Annotated in this window: 7 protein-coding genes; 2 read left to right on the top strand and 5 right to left on the bottom strand. The window is 60.0% G+C overall.

Annotated elements, in window-relative coordinates; translation table 11 throughout:
* Positions 1 to 14: 14 nt before the first annotated feature.
* From FXV83_RS25020 to FXV83_RS25000, 5 genes are all read right to left on the bottom strand, one after another.
* On the bottom strand, positions 15 to 935 hold the full coding sequence (locus tag FXV83_RS25020) for a hypothetical protein (RefSeq protein ID WP_148742189.1): 921 nt from the start codon (positions 933 to 935) through the stop codon (positions 15 to 17).
* 1,673 nt (positions 936 to 2,608) lie between these two features.
* Complete coding sequence (locus tag FXV83_RS25015) at positions 2,609 to 2,947, bottom strand: H-NS histone family protein (RefSeq protein ID WP_148742187.1); 339 nt, start codon at positions 2,945 to 2,947, stop codon at positions 2,609 to 2,611.
* Between the two features lie 627 nt (positions 2,948 to 3,574).
* On the bottom strand, positions 3,575 to 4,942 hold the full coding sequence (locus tag FXV83_RS25010) for an HlyD family type I secretion periplasmic adaptor subunit (RefSeq protein WP_148742186.1): 1,368 nt from the start codon (positions 4,940 to 4,942) through the stop codon (positions 3,575 to 3,577).
* A gap of 10 nt (positions 4,943 to 4,952) precedes the next feature.
* On the bottom strand, positions 4,953 to 6,659 hold the full coding sequence (locus tag FXV83_RS25005) for a type I secretion system permease/ATPase (RefSeq protein ID WP_283811724.1): 1,707 nt from the start codon (positions 6,657 to 6,659) through the stop codon (positions 4,953 to 4,955).
* Between the two features lie 39 nt (positions 6,660 to 6,698).
* Positions 6,699 to 11,801, bottom strand: coding sequence for a beta strand repeat-containing protein (locus FXV83_RS25000; protein ID WP_148742184.1), 5,103 nt, complete (start codon positions 11,799 to 11,801; stop codon positions 6,699 to 6,701).
* 2,266 nt (positions 11,802 to 14,067) lie between these two features.
* On the opposite strand from FXV83_RS25000, the gene FXV83_RS24990 reads away from it, so the two are divergent.
* Both FXV83_RS24990 and FXV83_RS24980 read left to right on the top strand, forming a co-directional pair.
* The gene (locus tag FXV83_RS24990) at positions 14,068 to 14,487 is read left to right on the top strand and encodes a hypothetical protein (RefSeq protein ID WP_148742180.1); all 420 of its coding nucleotides are present in this window, start codon (positions 14,068 to 14,070) and stop codon (positions 14,485 to 14,487) included.
* Between the two features lie 2,219 nt (positions 14,488 to 16,706).
* Complete coding sequence (locus FXV83_RS24980; RefSeq protein WP_148742176.1) at positions 16,707 to 17,432, top strand: hypothetical protein; 726 nt, start codon at positions 16,707 to 16,709, stop codon at positions 17,430 to 17,432.
* Positions 17,433 to 17,505 lie beyond the last annotated feature (73 nt).

Raw genomic sequence — 17,505 nt, 5'->3', positions numbered from 1 at the left:
AAGAAAACGCTGACCTAGTCCTGCACGGCTTGATCGGTCTGCAACCGTAGCGGCGCGTGTGGCCGCCCCCTGTCTTGCGGCCGCGGAACGGTTGGCGCAGGTTTGCGGATCGTGGCGGCAATTGGCCTTGGCGACGGCACTGGCGTCTTGGGGCGTAGGATTTGCTCGGAAGCGTTGGCGGTGATGCCGGCTATTCGTTCTTGGACCATCCTAAGCTGCTCGGCCGCCTCCGCTCTATCTCGTACCATTTGTGCCTGCAAAGCCGTAAGCTGCTCGGAGAGCTGCCCAAGGTCGCGAACGATCTGATCTTGGCTGGCCTTGAGCTGCTCGACCGCTTGCTGCGGGTTGGCAAGCTCGCTCGACATTCCCTGGAGCATCGGCGCCACCTCCGGCGAGCTGGGAGCGGCTGCTTGGGTCGCATCGTGCGGTGTAGTCTGCGCCAATGGCGCCGGCTGCTGAAGTGCCACATTGGTTGCAGTCGTCTGAGTGCTAGGCAGAGCCGAGGAGATCTCGGGTCTTTCTTGCGGCAACGACGAAGGTGAAACGGCATGCGCGGACCACCGATACATCATTGCTCTGGCCGCATCGCCATAAGAGGACTGCGCAGTGAGAGCAGCCACACAGATGCCGCTTGCCAACAGCAGACCGATCAGACCGCGCAGTACCGGCTTTCCCCCCGGTGAGCGCGCGCCCCGGTCAGGTGGTCGAAGCCATTTCGTGGGATTCTTCGGACGAGAAGGAGGGCGCGTGCCATCCTGATCTAGCTTGGAAAGCTGTTCATTGACACGCGCCAGTTGTTCATCTGCACGTGCGATCTGGTCATAGGCGTGGACGAGCCGTTCATCCGCGCGCGCAACAAGCTCGACGTCTTCTGGTGAGAGCGCGGGACTATGAATCTGTGAGCCGGGATATATCGGTTTAATCGGCGAATGCATTGGCGTTCCCCATCGCACCCGATGTCGCCCGAACCGAGGGCGAGCATTAAATCGGGCAAGTCCACAGTCCCCGACGCCGGTTTGACCAAAGCAAGGCCACAAGATGAAAACCAGAGGGCGGATTTTCGGCGACAGCTCGGCGGACAGGGCTTGTCGGTCCAATATCTCCACACCCGAACCGTGACGGAGCATAATTAGCTCACCAATGTCGCCCCGAGCTAGATCAAGTTGAAATCTCGAAGGAGCGTGTCAGGTCAGGCGCGATAATCTTTGATCCGCCCTAGTGCCCGCCGCGCGCATCGGAAGATGCCTGCCAGCGGATTCATCTTCGTTGCGGCGAGTTCTTTTTCTTTGTCGCGACCGTAAACCGTTTTGAGGCCCCGGCTTCTGCCTTTCTGACCCGCTCTCGCAGCTCGATGAGCTGACGGTACTCGGCTTCCAGCGGGTCGCGATAGGAGAACTGCGCGGCAGGTGCGCGATAGTTCGAACTTCCATACGACGAATATCGAATCATGGAAATCGATGCCTGTTTTCAGGCAACCCCCGCTAACTGGTGGTTCGGGAAAATACCCGATCGACGCGACGATATTCCGTCTCGGCAACTTGGCAACGAATGTCACTCGTTAAGCTTGATGCTCGCGAGAAGCGTTAAACCTGGAACTGTCGACAGGAATGAATCTGCACCGCGAAGGCGGCTAGCTAAACGAACGCACCAGATCGAAAAGCTTTGAATGCTGACGGCGCCCGACCACGAACATAATACCGCAAACATTCGTTGCGAGTTGCAGCCACTTCTTTAGAGCTGTGGAGAATAGTGAAAAATAGAAGAATTGAGAGCGCAGAGCGCATTTAATCCGACGCAGTGAGTCGGAGCCCCTGAAGTGCCGGACATTTTGTTTCCACTTCTCGCGACCGCCGTCGTCGGCACACTGCTTTTCTTTGCGTTCCGACGATAGCCCGCCCGTGTGGCAATGAATCCTCAGCCGCTGCTGAAATCGCGGTTCCCTGCGCGATGCCTTTGACTGTGCATAAACAGGAAGCTTCACTTCCAAGACCGGAGGTGGACGTGAGTACCTGGTTGGTTATTTTTCTAATTGTATTGAGCGTGGGCATTTTAATCGCACACGCTATCGACGCGATGCGCACCTGAATCCGCGGACGTCACTTGTCGAGTTTAATTGGATTTCGTAACGAAGGACAAAATCGTGCACTGTCTCATCGTAAGCGCTGCTCCACGCGAAATAGCCGGCTGAGAGCTGAGGCTTCCCGCATCGCTCGTCAAGGCGAGGCTGACTGGTGGGTCGAGAAGCAAGACAAAGGAACGCATTTTTGCTTTGGCAGTAACGAGGCGAAGGGTGCCTTCGCGCAGCTATCCAAGTCGCAAAGCGTTTATTGTTCAGACGCCTAGCGGCCGAGTTTGCTCTCTCAGAGAGAGCCCGTGCGCCGCCAGCCAGACAGCGAGACCAACATCCGAGCGTAGGCTTGCGCCTGGGCTCACGATCTGTGGCCGCGCGGCCCGACTTTCGACAGATGACACGACCTGGGCATCCCGCGGGCGCTCCCTTCAACTGCATCAGCTCGCTGCGGCCACGGCATTCCTCGGTGCGCCGCCTGGCGTCGCAAATCCCGAGCACGTTATGTTATTTCTTCGGCCGACGGGGTGCCTCCGTTGATCAGGTCAACTGCCGCTTCTGATCAAAAGCTGAGACAATGAGGAAATCATCCAGCTTGCGGCCGCCTCGAAGTTGCGGCTCGAGCCATCGCGGCACCCTGCCACGCCCCGACCAGGTCTCTGTCGGGTTCTTCGGATTCCGATACTTTGGACGAACGGGCGGGTATTGGCGGCGCTTACGCTCAAACCGGGTGACTTCGTGGGCCATTCCGATCCTGCGCAGCCTCTCGTCCAATCTGGCTTTTTCCGCCAACATTGTGTCGCCAAGTTTGGCGGTCACCTCGTCGTGAAGTTTCCAAAGCTCGTCGAGCGAGAGCAACTTCAAATGATCGATGTTCATAGCTCCATCCCCGGTTCTAAGAGCATTAATCAATCAAGCCCAAGCAGCGGACAAGACACGGCTTAAAAAACGGTCCCACAATCCACATTTAATTGCAGCAACAGGCAGTGATAAAGGCAAGAGAGCGGTAATACCGTGGCGAGCGCGAAAAACAGCAGGCGCATTTAATTCGCGCACCCGGTTTGCGATCCTGAATTCTGCACTGTCGCCTTTGGCAACCCGGGCACCGCGCTCCCCTACAATTTGCAGGCACAGTTGTCGCGGCACGCCGACCCGAATTCCCTGCGAACAGGGAGATTTACAGGGAAAACGCCCATCGCAAGGCGCCGCCTTGGCAATGAGAGTTGGCGAGAAGTACCTGAAAATCCCCAGAAATCCCAAGCGTCGCGGCGCGCCGCGACCCGGATCGGAACAGGGAATTGTTCGCCGGCGAACAGGGACTCTCGTTGCCGTGAGCACGGAAAAGAAGGAAACAGACGATGCGCGGGCAACGGATCCGTGCCGCATGCCGCGGCGCGAATAGCGCGCAAGCAATCGTCCTGTGGCTCACCGCCGCTGCAGGCTCGGCGTCTGCGCACGGAGGTTGCCAGCGCTACGGCACCCATTTTCGCCGAACTGATGACGTTGTTACTTCTGCCGGAATGACTGGTTGAACGACATGACCAGCGGCCCAACGATGTACTCAAATGCGGTGCGCTGGACGGTCGGGATCATGACGGTTGCCGGCATTCCTGGGTAGAGCTGTATGTTCGGCATGGTCGTTAGCTCGTCGCGATCGATGCGGACGAAAGCCGTGTAGTACGGACTGTTGGTCTTGGGATCAGTCAGGCGATCGGCGGACACTTGAATGACGTCGCCGTGGATGATCGGCACGATTCGCTGCTTGTAAGCCGTGAGGTGAACCTCGGCCCGCGTGTTCGGATGCACGTCACTAATATCCTCGACGGCCACCTGGGCTTCAATCGTGAGCGACTCCTCGTCAGGTACGATATCCAGGATCTTATCGCCGCGCTGAATGACGCCACCTACCGAGAAGACATTCAGTCCCACGACCCGGCCGGTATAGGGTGCGCGAATTTCCATGCGGCCCATTATTGCCTTGGCACTCAGCGCCTTCGGAATCACCTCGAGCAGTCTGGCTTGCGTATCGCGGAGGTCCTTGCTGACATCGGTCATTCGATCATTATCCAGTTGCGAGATCTGTTGCTCCTGTTCCGCGATCGCCTGACGCAACTTGGCGATATTGGCGTTTGTGTCAGCAATCTGGCCTTCCAGACCGTAAGCGGTCCGCTCCAATTGCAGGATGCGGGGCCGCGCGATCAGTCCGCGCTCGACCAGCGGCGCAATTTCCTTGGCCTCGTTGCGAACGGAGCTGATCTGATCGCTAAATGACTTGACCTGCGCCTCCGCACCAACGATCTGCGACCGGAGCTGGTTGATCTTCTCGCGGATCACGCTTCCTTGGCCTTCCAGCGAGGCCCGTCGACTTTCGAACTCGCTGAGCTGACCGTTCCAGACGCTTGTAAAATAGGGATCCCCAGAGCGCGCCTTCAGATCCGATGGCAGCACGAGATCGGATCTGTGATCAAGCTCAGTCAGAAGCCGTACTTCCGTCGCCCGAAGCATCGCATGTTGCTGCGTGAGCACCTCATATTCAGCACGCGTCTGGGTTTCGTCGAGAACGATCAGGAGATCTCCCGCGAGCACCCGCTCGCCTTCCCGGACATGCAGTTCCTTGACGATGCCGCCGTCGAGGTGCTGGACGCTTTTGCGGTTGCCGTCAACCTTGACGACCGCACTGGCGACCACGGCGCCGTTGAGCGGCGCGGTCAGCGCCCAGGTGCCGATGCCGCCGAAAAAGACGGCAATGATCAGCCATCCGGCCAGCGCCACATGGCGAATGGAATCACTCGGCGCACCGTCCTGCCCGCCTTTCGTCCAGCTCGAGGCCGCAGCGGCTCGTTTCGATCGGCCTGCAAGCTCCAACAGCGCCATCTGCCGTGTCCTAACCAGTCGTTTCCCGGACTGCATGGATCGGCACCGGCCGCGTCAAACGCGCCAGGATTTCAGCGCGTGGGCCGAACATCTCGACGACGCCTTCACGGAGCACCAAGATCTTATCGACCACGCCAATGGTGGCGGGCCGATGCGAAATGATGATCACCGTCGTTCCGCGCTTCTTCAGCTGCATGATGCAGGCGGCGAGAGCAGCGTCGCCATCCGAATCGAGATTCGAACTCGGCTCGTCCAACACCACCAGACTCGGATTGCCATAGACCGCGCGCGCCAGCCCGATTCGCTGGCGATACCCTCCTGAGAGGACCGCGCCCGCCTCTCCGACCTGGCTGTCATAACCGGCGGGAAGTCGTAGGATCATGTCGTGCACCCCGGCCATGCGTGCCGCCAGGGTAACCTCGCTATCCTCGCCGTCATTGAACCGGCAGATATTTGCGGCAACGCTATCGGCGAACAATTCGACGTCCTGTGGGAGGTAACCGAGATGCTGGCCGAGCGAGGTTTTGATCCAGCTGGACACATCGGCTCCGTCGATACGAACGGCGCCTGCCGATGCGGCCTGTACACCGACGATGTGGCGCGCCAGCGTGGATTTGCCGGCGCCAGACGGGCCGATGATTCCCAGCACTTCACCCGGCTCGATCTGAAAGCTGACGCCACGGAGAATCGGTTTCGACATGCCAGGTGCGGCGTAGGAAAGTGCTTCGACCGAAAGGCCACCCTCGGGTCGCGGGAGCGTGAGCCGGGGCTCCTGAGCTTGAGCGCCAGCCAGCAGCTCGCGCAGGCGCAAGAAGGCGACGCGCGCCGAGACGAGGCCGCGCCATGATGCAACGATCTGCTCGACCGGCTGCAGGGCGCGGCCAAGCAGGATGCTGGCGGCGAACATCGCGCCGGCCGTCGCGAGCCGCTCGATCACCAGATAGGCGCCAAGTCCGAGAATCAAGGACTGCATCGACAGCCGCAGAAAACGGATCAGGCTCTGCATCATGGCGGCGCGGTCGCTGGCGGTGACCTGGCGCTCGAGCATCCGGCCGCGGTCCCGACTCCAGCGTCTCAGAAGCCCCGCCGTCATCCCCATCGCGCGCACCACTTCGGTGTTGCGCAGGCTCATCTCGGTAAAACTATAATTCTTGCTCGCCGCTTCATTGGACTCCGAAAGCGGATGCTTGACGATCCATTCGTTGAAGACCGCCATCAGGATCAGAATGATTGAACTTCCCAGCGCAAACCCGCCCAGGGTCGGATGCAGACAAAAAATCACCGCGATATAGATCGGCGTCCAGGGCAGATCGAGGATGGCGTGAACCCCTGTACCGGTGATGAACTGGCGGAAGGTGTCGAAATCGCGCAGCAGGTGCCCGCGCGCACCGCCCGCCGAGCGATCGATGATAGCGGTCATCACGCAGGGCGCGATGTTCCGGTCGAGGCGGATGCTGGTGCGCGTCAGCACTTTTGCGCGCACGGTGTCGAGACCTGCGAGCGCCGCAAACGCCAGCAACAGCGCCATCGTGAGCATAACGAGCGTGGTCTCGCTCAAGCTTGATATGACCCGGTCGTAGACCTGCAGCATGTATAGCGGCCCGGCGAGATAAAGCAGGTTGATCGCCAGGCTAAACATCGCAGCTGTGACGTAGTGCGACTGGCACAGTTTCAGCAACCGGCCCAGCTCGTCATGCTCTTTCGAACGGACAGTCAAGGTTGATACCTCAAAGCTGATGTGCTCCGGTCATGCCGCTTAGGCGATGTGGTGCGGGTCATAGGCGATCAGCGTGTTGCTCGCTATGTCGCTTTTTGCGGTAAAGCCGGCCGGATCGTACTGGCCGAGCAGGACGATATTCGCGGTGTGAGCACCATCGGAGACGGTCAGGGTGCCGCCGGTCCCGGCTTGGTTTTCGGTGAAGCTCAAGGTGGTTTCGCCGCTGAAATTGACACCCTTGAGATCGACATCATCGTCGGCCGTCAGCCCGCTCACCGTTCCCGTGAAATGGAAGGCGTCATCCAGGACGAGGTGGCCGGTGGCGTTTGCGTCGATCGTGACGTTGGCGCTGGAAGCCGCTCCGAACTCTATCGTGCCAATGCCGCTGATCTCTGCGCTACCCGAACCGCTGACCTCGCCCAGCGCCGTAACCGCACCGCCATTGGCCCACAACAGGCCGGTGTTGATGATGGCACTGTTGATCTGCAGACCGCCGGTTCCAGTGGCCTCCAAAGTCCCGGCGTTTGCGATCACATTCTGGCCGGTGTCGATCACCAGCGCATGGACACCATCGGCAAGGATGGTCGCCGCGTTGCTGAGACTGAGACTGCCCTGCCCCAGCTGGCCGGCCCCGGAGATTGTGTTGTCGATGTTGTCGAGCGTCACATTCGGTGCCGTGCCGGCGATGATGTTGTGGTCATCATCCGACAGGATCACGTGGCCGCCCCCCTCCAGCTTGACGCCGGTCTGGATCAATTGCAGCAGCGTGTCGTCGCCGGAGCTGTGGAGCTCGATGCTTCCGGTGTTGTGGATGATGCCGGACAGCGGCAACATCGCGCCATTGCCGATGCTCATTGTCCCCGAGTTCTCGACGGTCGGCGTAACGTCAAATTCGAAGTTTGCCGCAGTCAGATCCGCCGCATGCACCCCGTCCAGGGTGATGGTCTGGCCGTCAGCCAGCGTAATCACCGCGTTGCCGTTTGCGTCGTCAGCGCTGTGGGCCTGTACATCGCTGAAGCTCTGCCAACCATACCTGATCAGGTCAATCAGGTCCGAAGAGCCATCGAAGCTGTAGATCTTGTCATTGCCGATCGGCTGCGAGAGCACGAACGTATCATGACCGCTCGAGCCGGTTAACGTGTCATCGCCGGACCATGCGAAGATGGGAGAGCCTTGCGCGTACGCTTCCAGGTTGTTCAGAACTGTCGCGGTCCCGATGCTGCCATCGGCATTGGTCCAGTGTTCTGTCACGTTCAGCACCGATGCCCCGACGTAATCTGAAGCGGTCACGACGGTCAGTGAGGTGAGATCGTGCGTTGTGACCGACCACGACCCATCAGCATTGTGAGTGGCGCCATGTACGGACCATCCATCCAGCGTGCCAGTGATCGTCAACGTGACCTCTGCCATTTGTCCGGTGGGGTCAGCCAAGCCGAGATTTATCGGAGATCCGGCGATACCGGCTGGCGCTGAAAATTTCGTGCTACCTCCGCTTCCACCGTTGGTGTTGAAGGTCACCGGATCAAACACGGTGGCCGAATTGTTCGCATTGTCGGTCACGACCGCGCTGATCTTGTGCGCATCATTGTTGATGCTTGCAAACGGAGCCTGTCCATCTGTGAAGGTGTGGACATAGTTGCCGTTCACGATATCCGCGGCGGCGAACGTATAGATCAAGACCGGTTGATTTGGAGTGCCATTCCCAGCTGGTGTCACCGTGTCGTACAGCTGAACCGTCTTGAGGCCGCTCGCATCGGATGCCGTCACGGTGAAGGTGGAGGTCTGGTGGCTCGAGTTAAGTGAATGCGATACCGAGGCGGTCGGGGGCGTTACGTCCGATTGCGTCACGGCAATGCTGAAACTCTGCTGACTGTTCAGCGCGCCATCGGATGCCTGCGCCGTGACCGAGTAACTGTGCGATGATCCACTGCCGACATAGCTTATCTTGCTCGGATCGGCGACCGTCACCACGCCGGTGGTCGAGTTGATGGCGAACCCGCCGTTGGAGCTGTCGCCCACCAAACTGTAACTCACCGCCGGACCGTTGACGTCGCTCGAGGACGCCGTGATGCCCACGCTCGTGCCCGCCGCGGCGCCTTCGGCCACCGTATTGGCTGCCGCATTGCCATCGATCGGCGTCGACGGCGCGACATCCGTCACCGCAATACTGAAGATCTGCTGGCTGTTCAGCGTGCCGTCGGAGGCCTGCACCGTCACCGAATAAGCGTGACCTGCAGCACTCTCGTAATCGATCTTGGTGGGATCGGCGACCGTCACCACGCCGGTGGTCGAATTGATGGTAAATCCGCCATTTGAGCTGTCGCCCACCAAACTGTAACTCACCGCCGGACCGTTGACGTCACTCGAGGACGCCGTGATGCCCACGCTCGTGCCCGCCGCGGCGCCTTCGGCCACCGTATTGGTTGCCGCATTACCGTCGACCGGCGTCGACGGCGCGACATCCGTTACGGCTATGCTGAAGGTTTGTTGGCTGGTCAGCGTACCATCCGAGGCCCGCACCGTCACCGAATAGGCGTGACCGGCCGCGCTCTCGTAATCGATCTTGGTGGGATCGGCGACCGTCACCACGCCCGTGACAGCGTCGATGGTGAAGCCGCCGCCCGAGGTGTCGCCGGTCAGCGCATAGCTCACCGCCGGCCCGTCGACGTCGGTCGCGGACGCGATGACGCCCACGGTCGTGCCGGACGCGGCGCCTTCGGTCACCGTGTTGGTTGCCGCATTGCTGTCGGTAGGTGTTGATGGCGCATCATTGGTGCCGGTGATGGTCACCGTCACCGTGCCGGTGGCGGTGCCGTCCTGGCTGGCCACCGTGAACTGGTCCTGCACCTGCTGCCCGGCGGTGAGCTCGTTGTGGGCGCCGTTGCCGGTGTAGCTCCAGGCCCCGCTGGCATCGATCGTGAAGTCGCCATAGCTCCCGTGCGCGTTGCTCTGGGCCACGACGTGGGCTTCGCCCGTATCCGCATCCACAATCGTCAGCTGGCCGGAGGTGTTGAGCGCGGACGCCGTGTCGCCTTCGGTGACGGACTTCGAGTCGGAGCTGACCGTTGCCGCATCATTGCTGCCGGTGATGGTCACCGTCACCGTCCCGGCGGCGGTGCCGTCCTGGCTCGTCACGGTGAACTGGTCCTGGACCTGCTGCCCGGCGGTGAGCTCGTTGTGGGCGCCGTTGCCGGCGTAGCTCCAGGCCCCGCTGGCATCGACCGTGAAGTCGCCGTAGCTGCCGTGGGCATTGCTCTGCACCACGACGCGGGCTTCGCCCGTATCCGCATCCACAATCGTCAGCTGGCCGGAGGTGTTGAGCGCGGACGCCGTGTCGCCTTCGGTGACGGACTTCGAGTCGGAGCTGACCGTTGCCGCATCATTGCTGCCGGTGATGGTCACCGTCACCGTGCCGGAGGCGGTGCCGTCCTGGCTCGTCACCGTGAACTGGTCCTGCACCTGCTGCCCGGCGGTGAGCTCGTTGTGGGCGCCGTTGCCGGCGTAGCTCCAGGCCCCGCTGGCATCGATGCTGAAGTCGCCGTAGCTGCCGTGCGCATTGCTCTGGGCCACGACGTGGGCTTCGCCCGTATCCGCATCCACAATCGTCAGCTGGCCCGAGGTGTTGAGTGCAGTCGCGGTGTCGGCTTCGGTCACCGCCTTGGCCTCCGACGAGACCGTTGCCGCATCATTGCTGCCGGTGATGGTCACCGTCACCGTCCCGGTCGCGGTGCCGTCCTGGCTCACCACGGTGAACTGATCCTGCACCTGCTGCCCGGCGGTGAGCTCACTGTGGGCGCCGTTGCCGGCGTAGCTCCAGGCGCCGTTGGCATCGACCGTGAAGTCGCCATAGCTGCCGTGGGCATTGCTCTGCACCACGACGTGGGCTTCGCCCGTATCCGCGTCCACAATCGTCAGCTGGCCGGAGGTGTTGAGCGCGGACGCCGTGTCGCCTTCGGTGACGGACTTCGAGTCGGAGCTGACCGTTGCCGCATCATTGCTGCCGGTGATCGTCACCGTCACCGTGCCAGAGGCGGTGCCGTCCTGGCTCACCACGGTGAACTGATCCTGCACCTGCTGCCCGGCGGTGAGCTCGTTGTGGGCGCCGTTGCCGGCGTAGCTCCAGGCCCCGCTGGCATCGATGCTGAAGTCGCCGTAGCTGCCGTGCACATTGCTCTGGGCCACGACGTGGGCTTCGCCCGTATCGGGGTCGGTGATGCTGAGCTGCCCCGAGGTGTTGAGCGCGGAGGCGGTGTCGCCTTCGGTGACGGACTTCGAGTCGGAGCTGACCGTTGCCGCATCATTGCTGCCGGTGATGGTCACCGTCACGGTCTGCGTTGCAGTTGACCCGTGGCCGTCATTGACGGTCACCACGAAGCTTTCGGTGACGCTCTGGCCTTGGGCGAGGTATTGCGCGGCGGCGTTATTCAACGTGTAGTGCCACTGTACCGACCCGTTTGCGGCATTGGCTGCCTCGCTCACCGGATCCAGCGAGAAGAGGCCGAGCGTGGTGGTGTTGCTCGCAGCAGCCGCGAAGCTGGCGGTGTGAGTGTCGCTAAGATCGACATCGCTGAAGCTGACGGTACCGACCGTGCTTAGCGAGTCTGAAGGATCTGACGTCGCTGGCGCGTCCTCCACGATGGTGCCGCTCTGCGGACTCGAGGTGATATACACTTGGTCGTTTGCGCCGCTAAACTGCAGCGTAACCGTCGCCCAGCTAAGCGTCCCATTGCCCAGCTGGATCGCGTAAGTAAATGTATCGGTCAGCGTGGCGCCGACAGCAAGCGCCTGTAGCTGGGCATTGATGTCGCCCTTGTCGTAATGGACGAAGCCGTCCGATTCGATCCAGATGCGTGCACCGAGCGCGCTATGGTCGCCCGTTCCGTTCATTCCGGCTGTGTCGCTGCTGTAGGCGACATCTTTGACCAGCAGATCCGCCGGTGCATAGGTCTTGGTCGATGCCGAGGCGCTCGTTCCATCATCTAGGGAGAATAGCGTCTTTGCTGCGCCACCCAGATCATTGGCCATAACATTCAAAACAAGAATGTTGTTGGCTTCTTCTGTGAACGCAAAGCTGTCATTGTTGGCTTGCGGGGCATTTCCGAACGAGATCGTGCTACCCCCACCGGTCGTCTGCGTCGCCATGGCTTACGCCTCACAATCAGAAAATCACAATGAAACAGCTTCATTCCGCCGGGATCGAGCGGATGTAAGAGGGATAACGTCCCGGCAAGCGGATCGCGTTCGGTCACTGTCGACCGGTCGCCACAATGGAGACGGCGGCTCCAACGCCGCCTGATTGATCAGAGCAGGCGCATTGTTCACCGCGAATACCGCAACATCGGCAGATCGACTGAACGATGAGGAAAGAAGCTCGGAGTTCGAAATCCCTTGCAGGCGCCGTTCAATTAGCGACCAAGCGGCTGATAATTCCGGGCTGCGGAGAATATTTACGCCACTCAATGTGCACTCCCTCAAACTCTGCCGACGCGGAGCGGCTGTAACTGCAGTCGAAAGCCAATTCACAAAGTGCCGGCGCCCACACCCAAACGGAGCAAGCGTGGTCGACAAGCAATTGCCTGTTTGCTATTTGCGCGGCGACCTAATGTGAAACGATTCCGAACGCCCTGATCCCTGCCCCTGTTTTGTGTTCGGCAGTGCACTCCGCGCACGCCGATCGGCCTTGATGCCGCAGCCTCCGCTGACCGAAGTGCCGCGGACTCTCGAGCCTTCTATTCTAAATTAAATATACGATGCTCGAATTTTAATTTTCTGTCTATATGTCACCAGCGCAAAAATGATTTAATTGTTAATATCTCAAGTTAACTGATTTGTCCCGACAGAGGCGAAACCCCCGCGAATCTACGGGATATTCTATTCGCCTTCGATCAGAACCGGGAAATAATCTCGGTCATTGCTCGTCTGCAGATTTTAAATCGCACGACCGATTTGCACGACCTCTCGCAACCTAAATAAAATGGACGGGCTGGTCGGCGGCACGCGCGTGGTCAGAGCGTGTCGAGGCACCTGGACCGGAAATTGTCAGCAGCGTGCTCAGTCCACGCGCTCGCGCGGTGGCGGGCACGATGCAAAGCATGAACATGCCAGCGCATGTCTCGACGCCTTGCTCAAGGCGTTGGATCAAACACCGCACTAGAGTTCGTGGATCGGCCTGCTCTAGCCCGTGATTTTCGCTGATGACGCTACCAGGCAGGCCGTGTCGCCTGATGCGTGGACGCTTTCGCTTTCGCCATGCTAACCGCCGCAGCAGTAGTCCCCTTCCACTTTGGGTATGGCGCTTTAGTTTTCCGCTCTGCCTCGCACCCTGCGCGAAGGTTTTCCAATTCGGAGCGCTGAGAAGCGAACCCTCACGTGCGGCAATCCGGACCAAGGCACAGTTGTAGCGGCACCGATCTTCCTAACGCCCGAGCCGCTTGGTCTTCCGGCTCGGCGGCACTGGTCCTGAGTTCGATGCGGGCGTTGCCTATGCCAATCGCGGCCAGCTGGAAGAGCATGAGAGCGGCAGTTAGGTGCGCCTGTTGAAGTCGCGCGAGGACGTGCTGGCCGGATAGGAACCAAGCCAATTCTTCGCTCTGTTATTGTTGCCTGGATTCCGATGTAAGACCGGGCTCAACTTTCCCTCAGCCTTGAGCCTGGGTCGCCTCCGAACCTCATGGAATTAGTGTCGATGCTCACGCTCCGATTGGCTGCTGCCGCATCAAGGCATTCGGAGAACGCCTCGAACAAACCAGTCGCGGTCCCGGCTGTTCACGCTGGCGGGCGCCATCAATGTGCGAAACACCGACATTTTCGCAGATTGAGACGAACGCCCTCTTCGTCTCTGCATTCTCAAAGCAAAATCGTGTGCCTTGGACTCCGCGCTCGATCCACCAGTCGATTTTGTTTGCCCGCGAAATGCGCGATGCCTCTCCGCGCAACTGATCCAATTGTCTTCCATAGGCCCGAACGATCACACAATTTGTCATTCTCTTATCCCCCCAAAAAAGCTGTTCTAACTAGCCCTGAACGCAAGAGTCCTTCCGACTGCTCGTCGCGCACGCGCGGTGAGCTATCCCTTCAAAACGCCAGAAAGTCACAGAGTCAGTCGCTCCGCAGTGATCGCACGTCAATCGCTCCTGGCCGAGCATGTAGCGCCCGCGGATCGCGGAAGCGGCATTTTTGCAAGATGGGCAAATCAACAAAAAATTGCGCATACGCCAGCGCATCACCAGACCACCCAACACCTTCGATGCCCCCTTCGCGAATCAGGTATCTCGCTGAGGACAAGCTTAGCGAAACTTTGCACGCCTGAATGTTCGATCGCCAACACAGGAACCACCCTGCGTTTGCTCAGGGCGTGGTGGTATCCTTTCCGAAAGCTGCTAGGCTACGCTCAACTGCGGAGAGAGCGATGAGCGGTGACTCGAAAGATGCAGGCCTCGCGGCGCTAATCAGTGGCATTTTTGCTCCGTCCGCGTCGCCCGCCACCGCGCCTCCGGCGCCGGGGATGCCGCGAACACGCCAAGAGGAGCCCGTGACCGCGGCAGCGCAACCTGTGAAGCCAGTCGCTCTCTTGTCCGCCGGCGGCCCCGATGAAAAACCAGCGCGACTGCCCGCTGTGGCGATCGCCGACCTCGTCCTTGGTGAGCTTCGCAAAGTTGATGGCTTTTCGAGAGCCGGAGTCTCGATCACCGTCTACGGAAGTCGACCTTGGAATGCCATGATCAGGTTCGCACCGTTCTCGACCACTTCCCAAGACGCTGCACGCCTGCGCCACGCTTTGCCGGATATCGTCGTCAGGCTTCGTCGGTACGTCGAGCTCGGAAACTAGGTTCTGCCGATCACGTTCCACGCGGCGCTCCTACCCTCGCGCTCGGCGTGGCTTCCGATAATTAGACTAGCTGTGCCCACCCTTCAGGGCCGGGTCGGAGCCGCGCCTCAGACATGCGCCGCGCGTGCCGCAGCCAATCGGTTCAAAACCGACCAGAACCGGCTGCCGATTTTTGCTAGGCACGGGATACTGCGTCCGGCCGATCAAAGCTAACGCGCGCAGATCGAAACGGCCCCAGCACCCCCTAAATGCCGGGGCCGCAGAAGGTGCTTGGCGGTATTTTGTGCGCTGGCGAGATCCAAGGCTGGCCTTGTCCGCGGGCGGCAGTCGCCCTGAGCCGCCCATTTTGCGACTCCGAGAACCGTGAGGCCCGAGCGGCAGGTCGTCGGCAATATCCTGCTTGCCGCTCTCAGCCATCGACGCGTGGCGGTCCACCGCGAAAACCATACAGCCAGCGTGCGAAAGCGAACAGACCTGATGGCCCAATTTGACTAGTCTCAGGGGTGGTCCCAATCGCGGGCCATCTCTCCTGGGGCAGCACCTAGAGGGGCGTGCAATGGACGCTCGTGCGCGACTGGATGGTTGTCATTTCGCTCTGCGCCAACATTGTGAGGCACTCGCGTCTCAAGTATCCGAACTTGAGACCCTTCGAGATCGAGTGGCCAAGGCCGAGCGCAGAATCGTCGGTGCGGCACGCGAAACTAGAGCTAGGAAGGCGGTTTACGAGGGCAGCGCAGTGGGCCCGGCCAGCAACGCGATCGTCTGAATCGGCGTAAGAGTCCGGGCTTTGACGACTGACTTAGCTGCGACCCGCCTCAAACGGGGGCCGGACTTTGGCATTCGTGATTACCGACCGCAGTTTGAGCAGATGTCCCTCGATGAATTGTGGGCTCTCTACACGGACGTCGATCAGATTCTCGCCGCAAGGATCGTTGCCAAAAGGCAAGAACTCGACAGGCGACTCGAACAACTCCACCATAGCAACGGACCGGCCGGTTCATCAGAGCTTAGTGTCCGCGCATCATCGTCAGGTCGCGACCGGCTCTGAGAAGGGCGTCGCGCTTGCCGCACACCTTGCCAGCGAGCGAGGCTCCACAGCTAGGGTGATCAGGCCATCGATCAATGTCTGCCGGCGGTCGCTTCAGCTTGTGGCTGCACGTATCGTCCTGGCAACAAACCAAGAGACCGCGGCCGCGCAACCAGCTGATGTCCATCACCGGGAGCAATGGCAATGCAACACCACAGCATCGCCGACGTCAGCTGCGTTATTCTTCAATGCTTGGATACCTATCAAGTCGCTAACGTTGAACCGCTCGTGTTGAAGTGTTTCCCGGATATCGATCGGCACACGCTTTGGCAGGCATACAACGTCGCCTTGATCGCATACACGTCAGGCACAGGCCTTAAACAACAACCAAAGGAACAAGCAGCCGCGCAATAAGTGAGTTTGCAAAATGCACCGGGCTGATCGATCGTCTTAATAAGTTTCGTTCGGAGACCAGGCTCGGCACGTCGATCGACGCCAACACCGGCGCGATGCTTTTTGACCCTGGCTGCGTGAAAACGTGAAATCTCGCGAAGCGCGGAGAATCTGCTTCTCAGATGGAGCGGCACCGCAGCCAAGACCCGAAGCGGTCGCTAGCGGCCTTGTTTGCGTGGGTTGTGCGACTTCGATAACCTTTTGCAGTCGAGGAGGGCCACCTTGAGTGACGTCGCCCAATGGCGACGACGTCGACTTCGAAGCTCTGCCTTACCGACGATAATCTCAAAGAACTTGGTCTTACGCTTGGCCATCGTGTGAAGCTCAAAGCCGCGATCGAGACCCTCTCCTTAGACGAGCCTTCAACTCAGCCGACCTCCGGCTCGACGAGCTGAATTGGCGTCCAGCAACCGTCGTCGATTGATCCCACGCGTCAGGAATTGACGCTTATTCCTGGACGGCCAAGGTCCAAGGTCGGTCAGGACGCTAATTCTCATCGCCTGTTCGCGGCGCGGACGCGATCTGTTCTCCCGCTTGATGTGTGCAGCTGACCGGACTGGACCGGGCGTCGTCTTCCGCTCTCCGGGACCATTGTCGCCGCTACAACGCCCATCTGTCTGAACCGGCAAGGGCCACACTCAGCTGCACCGGATTGCGTGACCGTCCCGGTCTCAACGACCGTAGAGCTACGGGGTTGACGTTTTGCAGTTGTATCCCACGTTGATCCTGAGGACCCGCATTGCCCCGTTACAAATGGCTTCTCGAGGACCAACGCAGCAGGCGGCGCACGGTTGCGGACGTTATCGACGTTCTGCATTCACAAGGCGTCTTCGACGGCGCGCGGACCGCGGAAATCCGGGTCGGTGCCTTGCAGGTCCGCTCGGAAGAAATCGTCGGCCTGGTAGCCGTCTTCGCCGAGAGCACGACCGCGGAGACGATCTTCGTCGTCAAGTTGCCTAGCTCCAAGCAATTTCGGGCCAAACGTCAGGGCAGCCAGGACGCCGAAACATTCGACATCTTCCGATTCCACGAGGCGATCATCGATGGCAGCGGCGCCGTAGAGCTTGCCGATGGCACGCGGCTTCGCGCGGTCGAGCTCGCACCGGCCTTGCCTTGGAGTGCATCAATGCACCGAAACCGCATGTCCCTCGAAGAGCTGGCCGTAGATTTGCTGTTCGAAACATTGGGAGAGCACCGCTACAATCGGTCGCCGGAGGAATATGAGCGCCTCGCTTCGCTAATTCCCCATCTAAAAGAAGCGCATTATCGGGTAAATGAACGACTTGAACAGCTTCAGAAAAAGGGCCAGCAGCCGTACAGTGAAATTTGCTATTTCAAGGCCGGCGACGTTGTGCCGCGCTATGTGCCGTTTCCGACTAAAATCTCGGCTGAAACACTCCGCAAGGGCCTCATCGCGCTTGGATTCAGAGCGCCAAAATGGCAGAAACATCATCTAACCATCTGATTGTTTTACGCTTTTATTTCTGTTTACCCGACGCAGCTGTATTGTGCATATGAACTGCTCCTTTAACGACGAG

The organism is Bradyrhizobium hipponense, from assembly GCF_008123965.1.
Taxonomy (GTDB): Bacteria; Pseudomonadota; Alphaproteobacteria; order Rhizobiales; family Xanthobacteraceae; genus Bradyrhizobium; species Bradyrhizobium hipponense.
The sequence above is the reverse complement of the archived record's forward strand: the minus strand, read 5'-3'. Positions and strand labels throughout refer to the sequence as shown.

What these genes read in the sequence shown, in the direction of transcription:
- FXV83_RS25020 (WP_148742189.1), bottom strand. Translation starts at nt 935, where the DNA reads ATGCATTCGCCGATTAAACCGATATATCCCGGCTCACAGATTCATAGT.
- FXV83_RS25015 (WP_148742187.1), bottom strand. Translation starts at nt 2,947, where the DNA reads ATGAACATCGATCATTTGAAGTTGCTCTCGCTCGACGAGCTTTGGAAA.
- FXV83_RS25010 (WP_148742186.1), bottom strand. Translation starts at nt 4,942, where the DNA reads ATGGCGCTGTTGGAGCTTGCAGGCCGATCGAAACGAGCCGCTGCGGCC.
- FXV83_RS25000 (WP_148742184.1), bottom strand. Translation starts at nt 11,801, where the DNA reads ATGGCGACGCAGACGACCGGTGGGGGTAGCACGATCTCGTTCGGAAAT.
- FXV83_RS24990 (WP_148742180.1), top strand. Translation starts at nt 14,068, where the DNA reads ATGAGCGGTGACTCGAAAGATGCAGGCCTCGCGGCGCTAATCAGTGGC.